This is a genomic window from Lactobacillus sp. ESL0785 (assembly GCF_029395455.1).
GTDB lineage: Bacteria > Bacillota > Bacilli > Lactobacillales > Lactobacillaceae > Lactobacillus.
The window spans coordinates 1,638,914-1,656,814 of record NZ_CP113916.1; the positions used below are offsets into that span (position 1 = coordinate 1,638,914).

Sequence of the window (17,901 nt, forward strand, 5' to 3'; positions counted from 1 at the left end):
TATTGCATTATTGTTACACAAATGTAATAATACTTTTAAATATTATTAGGAGTAACAAAATGAATCTTAAAAAAATAGCTAAAATTACACTTATCAGCACATTATTAGCAACTGCAGTTTATGCGCCTTCACAAATAACAGCCACACAAGTAAGTGCTAACACAAGTAAGAGTCTGTCAAACAAAGCTTGGACCAAAAAGCTAGCTCACGCTGGTTATGTTTTCAAACTTAGTCCTGATGCAGCCAATACTAACTTTTGGATGGCAAATAAAATTGGCGGTAAATTATATAGTAATAAGCATGTCCGCAGAATTGCTAAGAAAAACCTTATGTACAAAATTGATCAAGTTCACGCTATCAAAAATGGTTGTCAGATCCAAATCGTTTCCAGAGATGGCCAAGTTAAAGCATGGGTTAACTTTCTAAATGGTGTTACAAATACCCTAGCAAGCAAAAGGGCCTTAACCCCACTAGTCAAAGCTGAACTTGCAGTTACCAGTGAAACTAATGCAAAAAAGCAACAAGCAAAAATGGCAGCAGTAACAGCAGCGGCGGACAAACTAACTGGCAAAAATAAACAAATTGCACAAACTTCTATCAAAGAATTAAATGCTTGGTGCAACTACAATTCCTTTGCTAATTTACCAACCCTTTTGCTTGGATCGTACCCTAAATAAGACAACGCAAAAAGTGAACATTTTAAAAATGTTCACTTTTTATTTAATTTAAAATAAATTATGTCACTTTTCCCACTCTGACCGCGAGATCAGATACATAATAAATGGTAATATACAAAAGCCAAAGATCATCGCAATAATCGCATACCAATTAACACCAATTACCCGATTATTCACAATTACCCCAAACTGTTCACGCCAATTATACTCAGTTAACAAGAAAACAACTAAAATTACTGCTAAAACTGGCAATACCAAATCTGTCCAAATATTCTTATTGGCTGCAAGAACCTGTTCCTTACTTTTATCAAAGTAAAAGCAAATCACTGCTAGCGGCACAATTGTAAACTCTAAAAAACGGACGATTGCACTTAATGTAATCAAATTAGTCATATTATATTGAAATGATAACGGAATTACAATTGCCAAGATAGCAGAAATAAAGTAAGTTCTGAGGGGAAAGTTTTTCTCCGTTCTCTTAGTCAATTTCTTAGAGATTTGCTTTTCGCGAGCCATTGCTTCCAAAATTCGTGGTGTACTAAAGCTGTAAGCAAAATTCAACCCTAACATTGACACTAAAGCCCCAATCAAGACAACATCCCGCAAAATTTCGTTATTAAATATTGCAGCTAAAGCAATAACCTGCTTGGTTTTAAGTAGGACGTCAGGATTCAACTTTAAGGCAACAGTTAAAACGCCAATATAGATCAGAGCAACAGTTAAAATTGCCAGCGGAATTGCTCGTGGCAAATTCTTTTCAGGATTTTCCATATCTTCAGCACCTGATGCCACTGATTCAAAACCCGTAAAAGCATAAAAGGCCGAGACAACGGCCATCACTGTGCCACTCATTGTTAAAGCTGGAACTACTTGCTGACCATTAATTCTAATCTGATCAACCTCGTTTAATCGGTGTGAAACTCCAGTTACAAGCAGCAAAATAACCCCAGCAACAATAATTAATAGTAGCGTAGATAATTTACCAAGCGTAGCCATATTCATTACCTTTTTGATGAACTTCTGGCCAAATAAATTAACGATCGTAATAATCGTCATTAGTACCCCTAAGCCGACTGTCACATTAAGTATACTATTAGAGTTAGCTCCCAAAACAGATAGCGCCGATTTAGTAATTCCAACTGAAGCGACGCCCCAAGCAGCACTGGTTGCAAAATAACAAGTTGCACCAATATAAAAGCCAAATTTAAAACCAAAAGCTGCCTTTGAATATGCATACGAGGCACCTGCTTTATTAACATATTTCGATGCGGCAGCAAAAGGCAACGCAAGAATTGAAGCAACAAATGCAGCAGCCAAATAAATAAAAAGTGTTTTACTTCCTGCCTGCTTAACTACACTTCCGGGTGTCAAAAAAATTCCTGACCCAATAATTAAATTAATTGCCAGAAAAACCATGGCACCAAAGCCTAGTTTGTCACTTCCCTGTTTATTATTTTTCATTTTCAATCCTATCTATAACTACAAATTTGACATAACAATTCTATTATATGGAAGTTTTTATCTAAATTCCATACCAAAATTGTTATCAAATCAAGCTAGACTCATAATAAACACCTGATTTTATCAAATTATTTCTTTGCTCGAATTTCGATTTTTGTTAGCCAATATAATAATAAAAACTAAAGTTATTGCAAAAATAGCGTACCAATTAATACCATCAACAATTAAGCCAAACTGAACCTACCAATTATACTCAACTAGCAAAAATGCGACCAAAATAATCTACAGCACTGACAATATCAGTTACCAAATTCTTTTAGTTAAAGATTCAGGCACCACTTTTCACGGGCCGGTGCTTCTAGCACCCGCGAAGCACTAAACCCCGACTTGTCACTTGTTTCATTTTTACCTATTATTTAATTTTTTCTCTTAAACAATTCATCAATAATTTTCAACAATATTAAAAATATGACTGAAAATCTAGCCCTTTCAAATATTTTAGTTTCTAAATGACGACACCAAAAAAGGACACTGCAACATTCCGTGTCCTTTTTAATTATTCTATCTTTTTTAATCGATTGTTTGAACCCAGCCTTCTGGACCCTTCTTATCGCCATACTGAATAGCAATCAATTCATTATACAATTTGGTCGTAACTGGTCCAGTCTTTTCTTCGCTATAAATAACGTGCTTTTGTCCTTGATAAGTAATTGAACCAACTGGCGAAATAACGGCAGCAGTACCCATCGCACCAGCTTCCTTCATCTTAAAGGCTTCTTCCAAAGTAATTTGCCGTTCAACCGGATTTAAACCTTGATGCTTTGCAACTTCTAACAATGACCGTTTAGTAATTGAAACTAAAATTGATTTTGATTTTGGTGTAACGAATTGTCCATCTTGCGTAATGCCAAAGAAGTTCGCACCACCAAATTCATCAACATACTTATGTTCCCGCGGATCAAGGTACAAACAATCAGCGAATCCAGTTTGGTGAGCCTCAACTGATGGTAACAAGCTGCTAGCATAGTTACCAGATGTCTTAGCTTGACCAGTACCGGCATAAGCAGCTCGATCATATTCACTAACTTTATAAGCTGCAGGATTTAAGCCTTTAATGTAAGCACCAACTGGCGTTGCAAAAATTCGAAATGTATATTCAGTAGCAGCATCCACTCCCAAAGCCTTCGAGGTACCAATCATAAACGGGCGAATATATAATGTCGCACCACTATCATAAGGTGGAACATATTCTTTATTTGCTAGCACCACTTGCTTAACAGCAGCAACAAATTTATCTTCAGGATATACTGGCATTGTTAATCGCTTAGCTGATAAGGCAAAACGATGAGCATTTTGGTCAGGACGAAAGAGGTTAATTTTCCCATCTTTACGACGGTAAGCCTTCAAACCTTCAAAAATTTCTTGGCCGTAATGTAATACTTCAGCGCCCTCAGAAAGAGTAAGAGTTGAATCTTCAATCATCTTGCCTTCCTGCCATTGACCATCTTTATATTTAGCCTCATAGCGATAAGGTAAATCGCGATATTCAAAGCCCAGATTATTCCAATCAAGATCTGCTAATTTTTGTTTCATGAAAATTGCCTCCAGTTATTAAGTTGTTATTTAAACAATAAGTAACTATATACACTAAAAATATTTTAATAAATATTTAATTAACTGCTAATTTAACTCATAAACAGTTAATTGTCAACACTATATTTTAAAGTGGATACATTTAATTAAGTACAAAGTATCCCAAAACTAAAAATATGACTGCTAGCAGTGCGCTAGTCCTAACATAATCAATACAATATCTAAATAAACAAAAGAAACCTATTGAGGGACTTTACGCTGCGGGAAACTGCTCTGGTGGCTTCTTCTGGGGATCATATCCGGATAGAGTACCTGGGCTTGCAGCAAAGTCATGCACTAACTTTTGGTCGTCTTGCTGGAAAATATATAACTGAAAAGTAACTTTAAAACAATATAAAACCCCGAAATTAATATAATTTCGGGGTTTTATTATAAGTTAACTAAACCTATTTTTCTTCTTTTTCGACTTTTTCAGCTTCAGATTCTACTTTTGAATTAATAGTTAAAATTGCCGCACCATTTAAATAAACATGCTGCTTATCAGCTGTAAATTTAACTTCTTTAGTTTCTGGTTCTTTCATCAGCAATTTAGCAATCGGTGTTTCTAAGTCTTGCTCAACTACCCGCCGCAGTGGCCGCGCACCAAATTTCTTATCATAGCCTTTTTCAGCAAGATATGCCTTGGCGTCAGGACTTACTTCTACTTTAACCTTTCTCTTAGCAAGAACACTGGTCATCTTTTTGAGGTAAATATCGATAATTTTAGTCATATCCTCTGGACTCAAAGAATTAAATGGCACAATGGCGTCTAGCCGATTCAAAAATTCTGGTCTAAAGTAATTTTCCAAGACCTTAATCATCTTATCATGATCGACTTTACCATCCTTAAGTAACTTATCAGAAAAACCGGCATTAGAAGTCATAATCAAGATTGTATCCTTGAAGGAAACTGTTCTACCTTGAGCATCTGTTAACCGCCCATCATCCATAATCTGCAATAAAGCATTAAAGACTTGTGGATTAGCCTTTTCAATTTCATCAAGCAAAATCAGACTATATGGTTGGTGACGAACCTTTTCAGTTAATTGACCTCCTTCGCCATAGCCAACATAACCCGGAGCAGAACCAATTAACTTGTTAACTGCCATTTGGTCTTGATATTCTGACATATCAAGTCGAATCAGGTGATTTTCACCACCAAATAATTGAATCGCTAGTTGTTTAGCAAGTTCGGTCTTACCAACTCCTGTTGGACCAGTAAGCAAGAATGAACCCGTTGGCCGATCAGTATCCTTAAAGACCTGCTTACGCGCAATCGCATCGGTAATAATGTCAATTGCATTATCTTGATCGATGACAGCTTCCTTCAGGTGTTTAGCCAAATCAATATTGTGTTGGCCCTCGCTTGCATGTAATTCACTCATTGGGATCTTAGTTTTAGCTTCAATTAAAGCATAAATATCCTGATCCGTAACCCGCGGTGAAGCAACATCGTGAACGTGATCTTTTTTGTCTGTTAATTCCTTAATTTGCTTCTTTAAAGTGTCAGCCTTGGCATAATCTTCTTTTTCAGCAGCAGCCTTCTTTTCTTTTTCTAATTTAGCAATGCGCTCCTGCAAGCTAGCTTCGTCTTCAGGCACAGTATCCAAGCCTTTTTTAGCACCAGCTTCATCCATTAAATCAATTGCTTTATCCGGTAAATGCCGACCTTGAATATACCGTTGCGATAATTCAACTGCTAAACGCAATGCACTATCATCATATTTAACATGATGATAGTCCTCATATTTCTTTTTAAGTCCTTGTAAAATTTTAACTGTCACATCAGCTGATGGTTCTGGAACCTGGACTGGTTGGAACCGCCGTGCTAATGCAGCATCATTTTCAATTCTGCGGTATTCACCTGTTGTTGTTGCCCCAATTAAGTTCAGGTCACCACTTGCTAAGGCTGGTTTCAAGATATTAGCAGCATCCCCGCTGTTATTTTCAGAATCTGTTGAACCAGCGCCAACAATATTATGTAATTCATCAATAAACAAGATAATATTCGGGTCTTTTTTCGCTTGATCAATTACCTTCTTGAGCCGTTCTTCAAAACTACCACGTAAGCTAGAACCAGCAACCATATCATTAACATTAACTTCAATGATGTGCTTGTCTTTCATTTTGTCTGGAACATTGCCGCTTGCAATTCTTTGGGCTAAGCCTTCAACAATTGCTGTTTTACCAACACCAGCGGGACCAACAAGTACAGGATTATTCTTCTTACGCCGACTCAGAATTTCGATTACTTCCTGAATTTGTTCATCACGACCAATTACCGGATCATACTTATTATTCTTCGCTTGTTCGACCAAATCCACACCAATCGGCTTTTCTTTTTGAGCATTTGGCTGCACTGCTTGAGCCTGACCGTTAAAATTCTGCGGTGAAAAATTCATACTGCCAGAATAATGGATAGGAACTGCTCCATTATTATGATCATCCTGATTACCAAAGAAAGAACTGTTTAATTCGTTAAATAAATTGTCAAAATCATTATCAAAGTATGCCATTTATTAACACCCCTTATTGTAGTTTTTCGTCATCAATTAGCACTCTAATCATTCGAGTGCTAACTTGTTTACATCCCAAAGTATAGCAGGTTATCCACAAATAGCAAATTATTTAACTCATTTTTCCACAATTTACCTATTTTCTTTTAGTAAACAAAAAGCATTGATTTATCAATGCTTTGTATAGTATTTTAATTTACTTTTGGTATAGATGATAATGTGCTTGCAAATATTTAGCCGTTAAACTGCTGGTATTTTTCGAGATATCCACAGGTAACCCACAGGCAATAATTTGGCCACCTTGCTTACCACCACGTGGCCCCATGTCAATCATATAATCACTATTAGCCATAATATCTAGATCATGAGTAATTGTAATAATTGTTGCTTGTTTAGCTAATAATTTTTGAAAAACTCCTAATAAGTTGCGAACATCATATGGATGCAAGCCAACTGTTGGCTCATCAAAAACAAATAAACTCCCTGTCTGTCTGCGATGCAAATGACTAGTTAACTTTAAACGTTGCGCCTCACCACCAGATAGAGCTGGCGTTGATTCACCCAAATGCAAGTAGCCCAAGCTCATATCATGCAAAGTCACAATGGTTTTCTGAATTGCTGGTATTTTGGCAAATAATTCTTGCTCAAGAACCTCATCAACAGAAAAAGCCAGAACATCAGCAATACTTAAGCCATGCCACTTTACCCGTAATACGTCAGAATTATAGCGCTGCCCGCCACAAGTCGAACAAGTTTCTACCATATCAGGTAAATATTGAATATCTAGTGCGATTACTCCAGTACCACCACAAGCAGGACATGCACCTTCTTTATTATTATACGAAAAATGCGCTGCTCGATATTGCAGTTTTTTAGCTAACGGCTGCTTAGCAAATAACTTACGTAAATTCGTCATAATATCAGTGTACGTTGCAACCGTTGAGCGTTGATTTTTACCAACTGGGGCAGAGTCAACACTAATCACGTTGGTAATACCGCCACTAGTTAAATCCCTTACCCAAGATGGCCCAGACTCTTGCTTTTTGTGTGCCTTAAGAGCTGGAAGCAACGAATCAAGAATCATTGTTGTCTTACCAGCACCAGAAAAGCCAGTAATTGATGTTAACCGTCCCACTGGGATTCGCGCATGAACATCTCTTAAATTAAACCGCCGATTAATTGTAAATGAGATTTCTCCTTGCTTAAATAAATCGGTTGACGTTGCTAGGGGCCGCACATTCAGTACTGCAGTGCCTGTTAGGTAAGGACCAATATGCGAAACTGCATCTTGCTTAACCTGTTCAGGCGTACCCTGCGCAATAATTTGACCACCTTTATCACCTGAACCTGGACCAATTTCAATAATCCAATCAGCGGCATTAATGATTGAGGTTTCATGGTCAACCACAACAAGCGAGTTTCCCTGATTAACTAACTCATGAAAGATCTCAATTAGTCCAGCAACATTGTCTGGATGCAAGCCAACTGATGGTTCATCCAAGACATAAAGTACACCTGTAGTTTCTGTTCTCAACGTCCGGCCTAACTGAATTCGCTGCAGTTCACCCGTTGACAGACTGCTAGCCTGCCGCTCTAAACTTAAATAATCTAAGCCCAACTTAAGTAGTGGCTTAACTTGATGCATCAACTCACCAGTTAAATCTTGTGCCAAAGCCTGCATATTTGCTGGCAATGCGATTAATATCTCTTGCATATACTTATCCAATTGACCTAAGGTCAACTGTTCAGCTTCAACGATATTCTTACCAGCAACTAATTGTGACCAACGACTAGGATCAATACGGTAGCCATGACAACGTGGGCAAGTATTAAAACGATAAAAAGCATCAATCCGAGCTAAACCGCGCTCAGACTTAGTCGTCCTGCGTGAATTAGCAACTGCCTGATACGCGTTTTCGTACAAGGCATTAAGATGATACACACGACCAGTAGATGTTGGGACATCAACCGGTATTTTACGTTCTTTGCCATGCAACACAATTTGCTTTTCTTTCGTATTCAATTCGCGATATGGAACATCGACCCGCACTCCCAATTCACGTGCAATCCGCCACATCCAGTTCCGTCCAGGAATTTGCCAAGTAGCAACTGCTCCTTGCTCTAAGGATAAATTTTCATCAGCAATAATTTTACTATCATCAATCTGTTCAACCGTTCCTAGTCCCTGACATTCTTTGCAGGCACCATCTGAATTAAAGGCAAAGTCTTCCGCACTAAAAGCATAAAAATGCACGCCACAGACAGGACAGGTTATCTGACCCATTGCTGCGCCAGATAAGTCCATTGCCTGCGCAATTTTAATTGTTGACTTAATCCGGTGGCCATTCGGACAAACTGGTGAACCCAATCTTGAAAAAATCAGACGTAAAATATTAAAAACTTCCGTTACCGTGCCCACTGTTGACCGCACACCTGGCATTGGCGGACGTTGTCTTAACGCTAAAGCAGACGGAATATGCCGAACCTCATCAACCTCTGCACGACCAACCTGACTAATTCGCCGTCTTGTATAGGTCGCAAGTGAATCAAGATACCGTCTTGCACCTTCAGAATAGAGAATTCCCATTGCTAAACTGGATTTACCTGAGCCACTAAGTCCCGAAATTACAACAAATCGATGCAATGGAATCGCAACATTAATATTTTTTAAGTTATTAACGCGACCACCAATAACTTCAATTTTAGTTGGCTGCTTTTCATATTGCATTATTGTCCGTCCTTTCTATTATTCAGCTTAGGTTGTTTCTCCGGCACTAACAAATATTGCCGGATTAATTGAACAACCTGTTTGTTTTGTGGCAAATCAGAATGATCGGCTTCTTTTCCCGTAACCGTCATTGCCGTGTAAGATTTAACTTGATTTTGAAAAATAAATTTAGCAGCCGCCACACTAGATTCTGGAACAATGCCATCAGATTCATAATTTTTGCCGCCAGACAATGAATAAACGCGCAGCTTTTGCGGTAATCGCGACCGATATTTAATAAAATCAGCCAACATTTGCGTATGATTATTTAAGTTATTTTCTGTAAAATTGTACGGTGTGCCCAAAGTCATCAAACACTTCATTTTTGTCTCATTAGAATATTGCGAATAATAATGCTCTAACCAGTAAGTCCAGATCAGTCCCCCATTAGAATGACCAAAAGCCTTAAAATTATTGAATTTATAGTTATGCATGAGCGAATTAAAGGCAACATCCAGCCATTTAGTTTGCTTCTTAATATTGCTATAGCCATCCTTATTATTATCAAAGCCAATAATAATAAACGGTTCTAGGTCATTTTTGCCAATTGCCCCACTATATGTTAATTTTGCTTCACGTGAAACGTTAACCTTCAACACACTATGATGGTGCAACGTTGTCTTATTCAATTGATCAATTAATTGGTTAAAACGTTCTGTTGTTGCACTTGAGCCTGGCACCATAATTACTGGCGATAACAGTGACTTACTGCGCTCAGCACGAGCATTATTAGATTTTTTCATCCAAAAATAGCTAGGTATAGACAGGACAACCATAATCAGCAGTAAGAAAATTAACCACTTATAATTATTATTTTTTTGCATCAATTAAGTCTCCTTGTTTAATACGCAACAGTTCTTCTAGATGTTCATCAACCTTAACAACGGGCAATAGCAACAACAGATCCAAAATAAACAAAATTATTGTAAACATTAACGCTAGCCAATTACCGTTTGTCCCAAAAAATGGAATTAATATTCCTGGTGTCCCTTTCAAAATTGGATACACACAGACTGGCAAAAAATGTAAACTAATCGCACAAGCAGCCAGTAACATATTAATCAGCGGTAAAATAATTGCGGGTAACATAAACAAGGGATTCAAAACTAATGGCAGCCCAATCGTGAATCCCAGCGTTGAATTAAAGGCAACTGGCAGCAAACTAATTCGCGCAACTGACTCAATTTCATGATTTTTACGTCGTAAAAGCAGTAAAACAATAAGCGCTAAGACAATACTGGCTCCGCCCATCGTCCCGTAGCTGTTAATCAATGAACTCCCCAAAAACTTATACGGTACATTCCACGAATTGCCATGACGTAACGCGGATGTTAAATTCTCTGCAGTATAGGCATTATTAATTGTTCCTGAAAGTGAGCGCAACGGGTACCCAATTCCCAGCCAACTCAAAAAAGTAACGACTGCCGAAAGTAGCAGCACTTCTGCTAAATTATTGGTTGTCTGCAAGCGACTCACTAATTCACTAAAACTAGCCGAATTCAACATTTTTAATTGCAACTCATAAATGATAATTCCTAAAATAATTCCCAAAAAAAGCGAAACAATCATTGGTTCAACACTCAGCCAAGCCCGGTGACGAATCCAACTTGAGTTTTCGGCAGCAACAGGTTGATATTCTTTACCTAACAGGCGAAAGACTTGACCAACACAATAACCAATAACTAAGGCAATAAAAACACCATCAACTTGCAGTAAGCCAGTTGTAAAAGGCATCCGACTATCTTTGCCGCTGCTTGAAGCATATGAACAAAATAAAATTACCAATACCGCAGCCATTCCAGCCATTGTCGAATCCCGATGGTATATTCTAGCAGTATAGCGCGCCATAAAATAAGCTGCATAAACACCAAATACGCCAAAAGTAACTGCCACCATTCCACGTGTTACAAAGGAGCCAGCATACCAGAGATGATCAGAAATAATCTTATCCAAGTCAAAAATATTATAAATCATTCCATTAGGTGAAAAAACGAGGTCAAACAGCAATTGAAAATATGAACCCATAACAGCAACAGGCATCAACATTATCAATGTATTTTGTACCCCCTGAAAGAAAGAGCGCTTTTGCACCCATAATACAACTTTAGTAGTAAAATCGACCATTATATAAACCTTACCTTAGATTAATTAGATTGATACTTTATTATACGCTTACAGGTAGCAATTTAAGGTAATTAGTGATTTCTTAACTACTAATTTTAAAAAATGATATAATAAAAATGATTTCTGAAAGGTGAGAAAATGAGCAAAAAGAAAATAACACTAAATGAAAAAACAGAGAAATTAGCAGAAAAATATCTTGAAGTAACTAAAACTGATATGAGTGACCTAGTTAATAAGGCACTGCAAGCTTTTCTTATTGATCATCTAAGCTCCAATCAAGTTAAAGATGCTTTGCAAGATACTGATAGTAACAGTAGTGCAAGTATTAAGTATTCAGAGCACTTATTTAATAGCAATATTGAAGATCTTAATCGCTATTAATGATATAAAAAAGGGTAGGAATAATTCCTACCCTTTTTATTTAATTTTAAATTCTTACTTACTAAATTGTTCACCAGCTAAATTACGATAAAAATTAGCCTTAGTTGTTTGAACATACGGTGCTAACACTAAGCCACCAAGCCCCATAAATAAATTACCAGTAATCGAATATACAACCGGATAATAGGAATTTAAATTAATAATTAGACCAAAAAGATAGCCAATCAGTATTCCACAACCAAATAAAAGGATATACCAACCCCAAAAACTAAGATCAAGTACAAATAATTCCCACTTATGACCGCGCATCAACTCTTTACTAGCTGTAATACCCGCAGTAAAGCTAACTTTTTTACCACTATCAGCCATATCTTTAACAATATACGGTGTCAGCGCATAAGAATACCCCTTGATTGCTCCCGGAATTATTAATAACAAAGTCCACAACAATTCAAAGATTATTTGCATCAGATAATTCAATAATTCAGGAACAAATAAATTAGCAGCAAAGACCGAAAAAGCTGACTTAATAACACCATCTTTTTTACCATCACGCAAATTTAAAAAAGTAATTGCATAACTCTCAGTCAAAAAGCTAACAAAAATCATTAAAATAAATTCAAGCAGCAGGTCTAACAACCATTTGGATATATCATTAAAATCAATGTTAGCTGTAAAAATACCTGAACTTGAAATAAGTGAACTGATTATAAAAACAATTGCAACTACTCCCGCAGCCCACAGCCAATTGCCATGCAGCTGCTTTTTTGCTTCTTGTTTTAATTCTACTCTAGTCATTGCCAGCCTTCTTTCCAATTATTTATATCAGGCATTATACTCTCCTTATAGTCTAAGTCAAGTACATTTATGATACAAAAAAAGCCTAGTTCCACCAACATCGGAACTAAGCTCACACAGCGTTGTGCCGTCACTACTGACCACATATAGAAATTAGCATTTTCGCTACCGGAGAAAATGATTACTTTCTCGGTGGCGGCACAACAAAATTTTAGCATGCAATTACCCAAAAGACAAGGCTTAACCTGTCATATTTTCATTACTTGTTTTATAACCAATCAACTGCATCATGATCTGATCAATTTTTGGCTTCAGAAAATCGAACTGACCATCCTTAGTTTGGTTAGACTGAATCACAATTAATGTTTGCCCATTATTTGTTGTCCGCATAAAAGTATAGTAACCTTCACCGGCACCATTAGCTGTTTTTAATTTGTGCTTTTCATCATTATATAAGCCACCATTATAGTAACTTGGCGGTTCAGCTGTATAAAGCAGCTTACGACTCTTATTCGATAACATTTTACCAGTTAAAATATAACGAATTACTTTGGCTAGATCATGATTAGACATTACCACTGACCCTGCACCTAGCTCATCATGAGCCGCGCGTAGAGCCACCTTATGCTTAATTACATTCAGTCGACCGTTCTGATAATCCATGCCTGGAACAAGGCAACTAGCAATAATCTTGCTTGGCTTTGACCACAGAAACTCGGTATGCTTCAAGCCTAGCGGCTTAACATAATTTTCACGGAATAATTGTTCATAGCTTTTACCTGTAATCTGAGAAATAATACCACATAAATACACATAATTTAATGAACTGTAATACCACTTACCTAACATCTTATTTTCAAAGATAGTTTTTGTAATATCTCGCTGAATATTATCGCTGTCCGAAACAAAATGCTTGCGACCTAGCTGAGCTCCTGGCTTAAGCATTAATCCTGCAGTCATCGTCAACAAATTTCTAATTGTGATCTTTTTTGCTCCCGGAATTTCTGGATAAAATTCACTAAGACGATCACGTAAACTCAACTTGCCTGCCTGAACTTCTCGCATAACCATTGCTGCCGTCATTGACTTTTGAACAGAATTTATTAAATAACTAGTGTCAGTTGTGTTAGCTGTTGCATAGTCCAGCAAAGTCTTGCCATTTTGGATAACTAAAACTGAGCCTTTAATTCCCAGAGCCGCAATTTTCTGGCGCACTAATTTTCTTTTAAAGATTCTTTTCGATCAGTATTCACTGGTGTTCTATTGGTTACACTAACTGCATATGGCTTGTTTTGCCACTTTTTAGTGTAAAAATAATTATGCAGATTGTAGTTATACGGTAAATTTGCCTTCGCCATGAATGGCTTAACTGACCGATCAACTGCAACCCATCCACGCCAACCAAGGTGAATTGTATCTTCCATAAAATACTTTTTGCCACCAAATCTCGATAAGTCATCAACATTGGTAAAACCTTGACTAGCCAATTGGTACTTAATTTTAGAAACTGATTTTTGGTACATTTTTTGTGATAAACCAGTATAATTAGACCACTTTTGGTTAATTGGCGGAATAATAAACAGAACATTTGTATGCTGCTTAGCAAATTGACGTAGCATCAATTCAAAATCACTATATTCAGCTGACTTTGTATAGTCAAAACTAATTTGACTATTCTTTAGCTTCCGTAAATTTTTCTTATCAAGTCGTGACCTAAAGAAACTATTATTAATTCCAAAATCATTAGAATTAGTATGAATTGCAGCTTGCTGGTCAGCAACCCGATTAAGTTCCGCAATTGAATAATTAGCAGGTAGCAATTTAGCCCGTTCATGAATTTTTTGAATTCGATCACGTAATTGAAAAGTACTGAAGAACTTATCTTCATTATTTAACATTTGCCGCTGATTTTCTAAAATTAAACGCTGCATTGAGGTTAATTTTTGACCTGCCGCAATTTTATCCATTCCAGACCTAATCTCACCCTTAACTTCAGGCATCTGCAAAAAGCGTTTGGCTGCATAACGATTAGCTAGATTGTTTTTCTTTACGCCAAGCAAAAAGTTACATGCCTGCAGCGGTGAATAGTAGAGAGCAAAGGCATTGGGATCCTGCCCTTTTTTCGTAAACCATTGAGGTGAAATAATAACAACTGCTTTTTTATTCTTTAATTGTTGAGCCGTTCCCTGCATCCCTAAAAATTGAGCTAAAGATTGACTGCCTGGCCCACCCAACAAAAACGGGCGGTAATTGCGGTGATACTTTTCTGCCAAAACACTAGGATGGAGCGGATCCATCCGCGACAATTCACTTGAACCATAGAACGGAACGTAGCCATCATCAAAAGCATTTTGCTTCATGCGCGAGCCTTTGAAGATCGTCGTTGTCTGTGAATTAGCTGCCTGATAGATTGAAGCTTTAGAAAAAGTTCTCTCCCAAGGCAAAAGTAAGATCACCAACAGCAAAATTATAGCACAGAGAACCGGGCCAAAAATTTGCCATAAGCGGCGTTTGTTACTCATTTTCTAAATTTTCCACCTTTGCCACAATCTTAGCTGGTGTATTCCATTCTGTTCTGTCAAATTCTGAAACAGGAACATCAATTTCAAATTTTTCTTGCAAGCTAAGTAACATTTGTACACTAGCCATTGAATCCATTAAGCCATTAGAAAAAATATCTTCGTCCATCTTATCTGACAAATCTTCGCCAGTTAAATCTTGTAAAATAGCTAAAACTTCTTTTTTGGTATCCATAATATAACCTCTTAATTAAATTTCTTCTCTACTTCCAACCGAACCATAATTGGCTAAGAAAACCAGAGAAAATCAGAAAACTGAAACAAACAACATTAAATGTTAAGAAAATAGCAAACCATTTCGTAAACTTATTTGATGGCAATTGCCCCTGATGCTTTTTCTTAAATCTAATCCAATAATCATTAATAATAATTGCCGTTGCGTGAAAGGCACCATAAACAATGTAGTACCATGTCAAGCCATGCCAAAAACCCATGATTAAAAACAACAGAAAGTATGATACTTGCGATAATCTAATCCGATTCTTGAACAATTTTTTCTTCATTGCAAAGAAAGTGAACCGCATATAAATGTAATCACGGAACCAGAAGGACAAAGTCATGTGCCAACGATTCCAGAATTCCTTGATATTTTGCGAAATAAATGGTTTGTTAAAGTTCATTGGTGTATGAATTCCCATAAAATAGGAAATCGATACAGCAAATAATGAATAACCAGCAAAATCAAAGAACAAATACATACTGTAGCAGTACATATAGGCAACAACCCACCAGGATAATTTTAAGCCACCTGCAGCAGTACCGGCGATTAAGGCCAACTTGCTAATCCGCGGCAGCCAATATGTCCCAAAGAACCAGCCTAAAACGAATTTATACAAAAATCCTTGAAATAAATAACGAACAGCATGTGCTAAGTCATCAACATATTGTTCTCTTTTTGGCGCCGTATCACAATCTTTAGCAAATCTACGATAACGATCAATTGGTCCTGATGAAAGTGTCGGAAAGAATAATAGAAAACGCAGATACGTGCCAAGATTAACATCTTTGATTGCACCATCACGAATTTCCATGATAACTTGCACTGTTTTAAAGGTAATATACGAAATTCCTAAAAAGGCAAGGACACCCGGAATTTGCGCCTTCGGAAAAGCCGTCTGTATCTTAACTAACACTAACGGCATAATTGCTACAATTACAGCTAGGTAAAAGACCCACGTCTTATTTTTACCCACCTTACGATAGTGCAAGTAGCCATACGTCAGTAGTAATTCAATTGCCAGATAAATTAATAAGCTGACACCTTGCTGCCACTTAGTACCGTCAAAAATTAAGAATAAGAAAACTACTGAAAAAATAACTTCGTAGCTTTTTAACCGGTGGCCGTAATATAAACTGATAATCATCGGCAACAAACCAATAATTAAGTAGATAAAATACTGCGGATTCCCATAAGGCTGCAAGTTAATGAAGTTAAAGCCCACTACTCATTAACCTCCTTAATTACAGCTTTAATGTCGACCTTACCGTTTTGTGAAACTGGCAATTGGTCGCGGTAAACAAAACGTTGCGGAATCATGTATGGCATCAAGCCAGCAGCCAAGTCAGCGCGAATTGCTTTCGTAATTTCATCTTCTGAATATTGCTCTTTAACACCATCTTTTAATTCAATTTCGGCAACAATCTGTTTAACTGTATGATCTTTATTATATTTTGGCGCAGCAACACCATGATCAACAAACTTATTTTTACCAAGGTAATGATTGATTTCTTCAAGTTCAATACGGTAACCGTTAAACTTAATTTGAAAATCAATACGGCCACGATAAAAGAGCATATCACCGTCAAAGAAGCCTTCATCACCAGAACGGTGCGTCATGTACTCGTCAGCTGGATCTTTAAAGAACCCTTTAGCTGTCTTTTCTGGATTATTCAAATATCCTCGAGAAACACTAGGTCCTTCAATCAAAACCTCACCTTCATTAGGTTGATCTCCCTTAGATTTATCAATTGTAATTCTAGTATCTTCTTTAACTTTACCAATTGGTAAACGGTCATATTTGGCAAGCACGTCAGCAGTAATTTCAACTTGCGTGACAGCAACCGTGGCCTCAGTTGGACCATAAGTGTTAAAGATTTTACTATTGGGAAATTTCTTCTTAAGCATTGCGACTTCTGTATGCGGTAATTCCTCTCCACAGAACAGAAAATGCGTCAAATCTGGATGGTGCGCGCCGTCAAAAGTCTTATCCAAAAAGCACATTTGTGCAAATGATGGTGTCGAAACCCATACGTTAAATTGCAATTTTGGCATTGTTACAAATAATTGTGCAAAATTCTGCGTTACCTCATGTGGCAAAACAACTAGCTTGCCCGCACCAACCAATGCTGGATACAAACTCATAACCGAAAGGTCAAACGAATACGGAGCTTGAACTAAGAAACTTGGGTGCTCTGGCAAAGCAAAGTCTGTCATTTCCCAATTAACAAAGCTGAGCAGATTGTCATGACTAATTTGAACACCCTTAGGCTTGCCACTAGTTCCTGAAGTAAAAATAATATAGAAATTATCTTTACCTTTAACAAAGTTAGCAGGATCAATAGCAAAATCGCCGTCTTCAACATCACTAGGACTAACAACCTGCAAATTTGATAAATTGATTTCAGGCAGTTTATCAATTGCCAAAACTACTTGTGCCTGTGATACGTCTTGGATCATCACCAATCTTTCAGCATTAGAATAACTAGCAATTGGAATATAAGCATGTCCTGACTTAACACAACCCAAAAAACTGGCAATCATTTCAAAAGTTTGACCACCCCAAATCATAATTGGACTGCCTGCAGGAATAGCTAAGTTAGCAATTTTATGTGCCCAGGCATCTGAACGTTTCTTGAGGTCGCCATAAGTGTTAGTTTGACCGAGATAGTCGTAAACAATCCGCTTAGGATCGGCTGCGGCAATTTCATCAATTTTCTTAATTACATCTTTAATCATTTTTATACAC

The 17,901-nt window shown here is 37.2% G+C and carries 14 protein-coding genes; 2 read left to right on the top strand and 12 right to left on the bottom strand.

Annotation, left to right across the window (positions count from 1 at the left end):
- Nucleotides 1-59 precede the first annotated feature (59 nt).
- A complete protein-coding gene (locus OZY43_RS07780) occupies nt 60-677 on the top strand; it encodes a hypothetical protein (protein ID WP_277164695.1) in 618 nt (205 codons plus the stop codon).
- 63 nt (nt 678-740) lie between these two features.
- On the opposite strand, the gene OZY43_RS07785 is transcribed toward OZY43_RS07780, so the two are convergent.
- The 6 genes from OZY43_RS07785 to OZY43_RS07810 all read right to left on the bottom strand — a co-directional run bounded on the left by OZY43_RS07785 (nt 741) and on the right by OZY43_RS07810 (nt 11,177).
- Nucleotides 741-2,138 (bottom strand): APC family permease, encoded by a 1,398-nt coding sequence (locus tag OZY43_RS07785; protein WP_277164697.1) that lies wholly within the window; start codon nt 2,136-2,138, stop codon nt 741-743.
- A gap of 570 nt (nt 2,139-2,708) precedes the next feature.
- Entirely contained in the window at nt 2,709-3,731 is a 1,023-nt protein-coding gene (locus tag OZY43_RS07790; RefSeq protein WP_277164699.1) for a branched-chain amino acid aminotransferase, read from the bottom strand.
- A gap of 446 nt (nt 3,732-4,177) precedes the next feature.
- On the bottom strand, nt 4,178-6,286 hold the full coding sequence (locus tag OZY43_RS07795; protein WP_277164701.1) for an ATP-dependent Clp protease ATP-binding subunit: 2,109 nt from the start codon (nt 6,284-6,286) through the stop codon (nt 4,178-4,180).
- Nucleotides 6,287-6,482: 196 nt separating this feature from the next.
- Nucleotides 6,483-9,014, bottom strand: coding sequence for an AAA family ATPase (locus OZY43_RS07800; RefSeq protein WP_277164703.1), 2,532 nt, complete (start codon nt 9,012-9,014; stop codon nt 6,483-6,485).
- On the bottom strand, nt 9,014-9,877 hold the full coding sequence (locus tag OZY43_RS07805) for an alpha/beta hydrolase (RefSeq protein ID WP_277164705.1): 864 nt from the start codon (nt 9,875-9,877) through the stop codon (nt 9,014-9,016). The genes OZY43_RS07800 and OZY43_RS07805 overlap by 1 nt, the downstream gene beginning before the upstream one ends.
- Nucleotides 9,864-11,177, bottom strand: coding sequence for a PTS sugar transporter subunit IIC (locus OZY43_RS07810; protein WP_277164708.1), 1,314 nt, complete (start codon nt 11,175-11,177; stop codon nt 9,864-9,866). The genes OZY43_RS07805 and OZY43_RS07810 overlap by 14 nt, the downstream gene beginning before the upstream one ends.
- Before the next feature lie 138 nt (nt 11,178-11,315).
- Here OZY43_RS07810 and OZY43_RS07815 point away from each other — a divergent pair, with 138 nt between their 5' ends.
- Nucleotides 11,316-11,558, top strand: a complete 243-nt coding sequence (locus tag OZY43_RS07815; RefSeq protein ID WP_277164710.1) for a hypothetical protein — start codon at nt 11,316-11,318, stop codon at nt 11,556-11,558.
- A gap of 54 nt (nt 11,559-11,612) precedes the next feature.
- Here the strand turns inward: OZY43_RS07815 and OZY43_RS07820 are convergent, their stop codons facing one another.
- From OZY43_RS07820 to dltA, 6 genes are all read right to left on the bottom strand, one after another.
- Nucleotides 11,613-12,356, bottom strand: coding sequence for a DUF975 family protein (locus tag OZY43_RS07820; RefSeq protein ID WP_277164712.1), 744 nt, complete (start codon nt 12,354-12,356; stop codon nt 11,613-11,615).
- Nucleotides 12,357-12,596: 240 nt separating this feature from the next.
- Nucleotides 12,597-13,571, bottom strand: a complete 975-nt coding sequence (locus tag OZY43_RS07825) for a serine hydrolase domain-containing protein (protein ID WP_277164714.1) — start codon at nt 13,569-13,571, stop codon at nt 12,597-12,599.
- Entirely contained in the window at nt 13,571-14,878 is a 1,308-nt protein-coding gene (gene dltD / locus OZY43_RS07830) for a D-alanyl-lipoteichoic acid biosynthesis protein DltD (RefSeq protein ID WP_277164716.1), read from the bottom strand. Before dltD ends, OZY43_RS07825 begins: the two co-directional genes overlap by 1 nt.
- Nucleotides 14,871-15,110: a D-alanine--poly(phosphoribitol) ligase subunit DltC gene (dltC, locus tag OZY43_RS07835; protein WP_277164718.1), complete on the bottom strand. Its 240-nt coding sequence runs from the start codon at nt 15,108-15,110 to the stop codon at nt 14,871-14,873. The genes dltD and dltC overlap by 8 nt, the downstream gene beginning before the upstream one ends.
- 28 nt (nt 15,111-15,138) lie before the next feature.
- A complete protein-coding gene (gene dltB, locus OZY43_RS07840) occupies nt 15,139-16,377 on the bottom strand; it encodes a D-alanyl-lipoteichoic acid biosynthesis protein DltB (protein ID WP_277164720.1) in 1,239 nt (412 codons plus the stop codon).
- Entirely contained in the window at nt 16,377-17,891 is a 1,515-nt protein-coding gene (gene dltA, locus OZY43_RS07845; protein ID WP_277164722.1) for a D-alanine--poly(phosphoribitol) ligase subunit DltA, read from the bottom strand. The genes dltB and dltA overlap by 1 nt, the downstream gene beginning before the upstream one ends.
- Nucleotides 17,892-17,901: the final 10 nt, after the last annotated feature.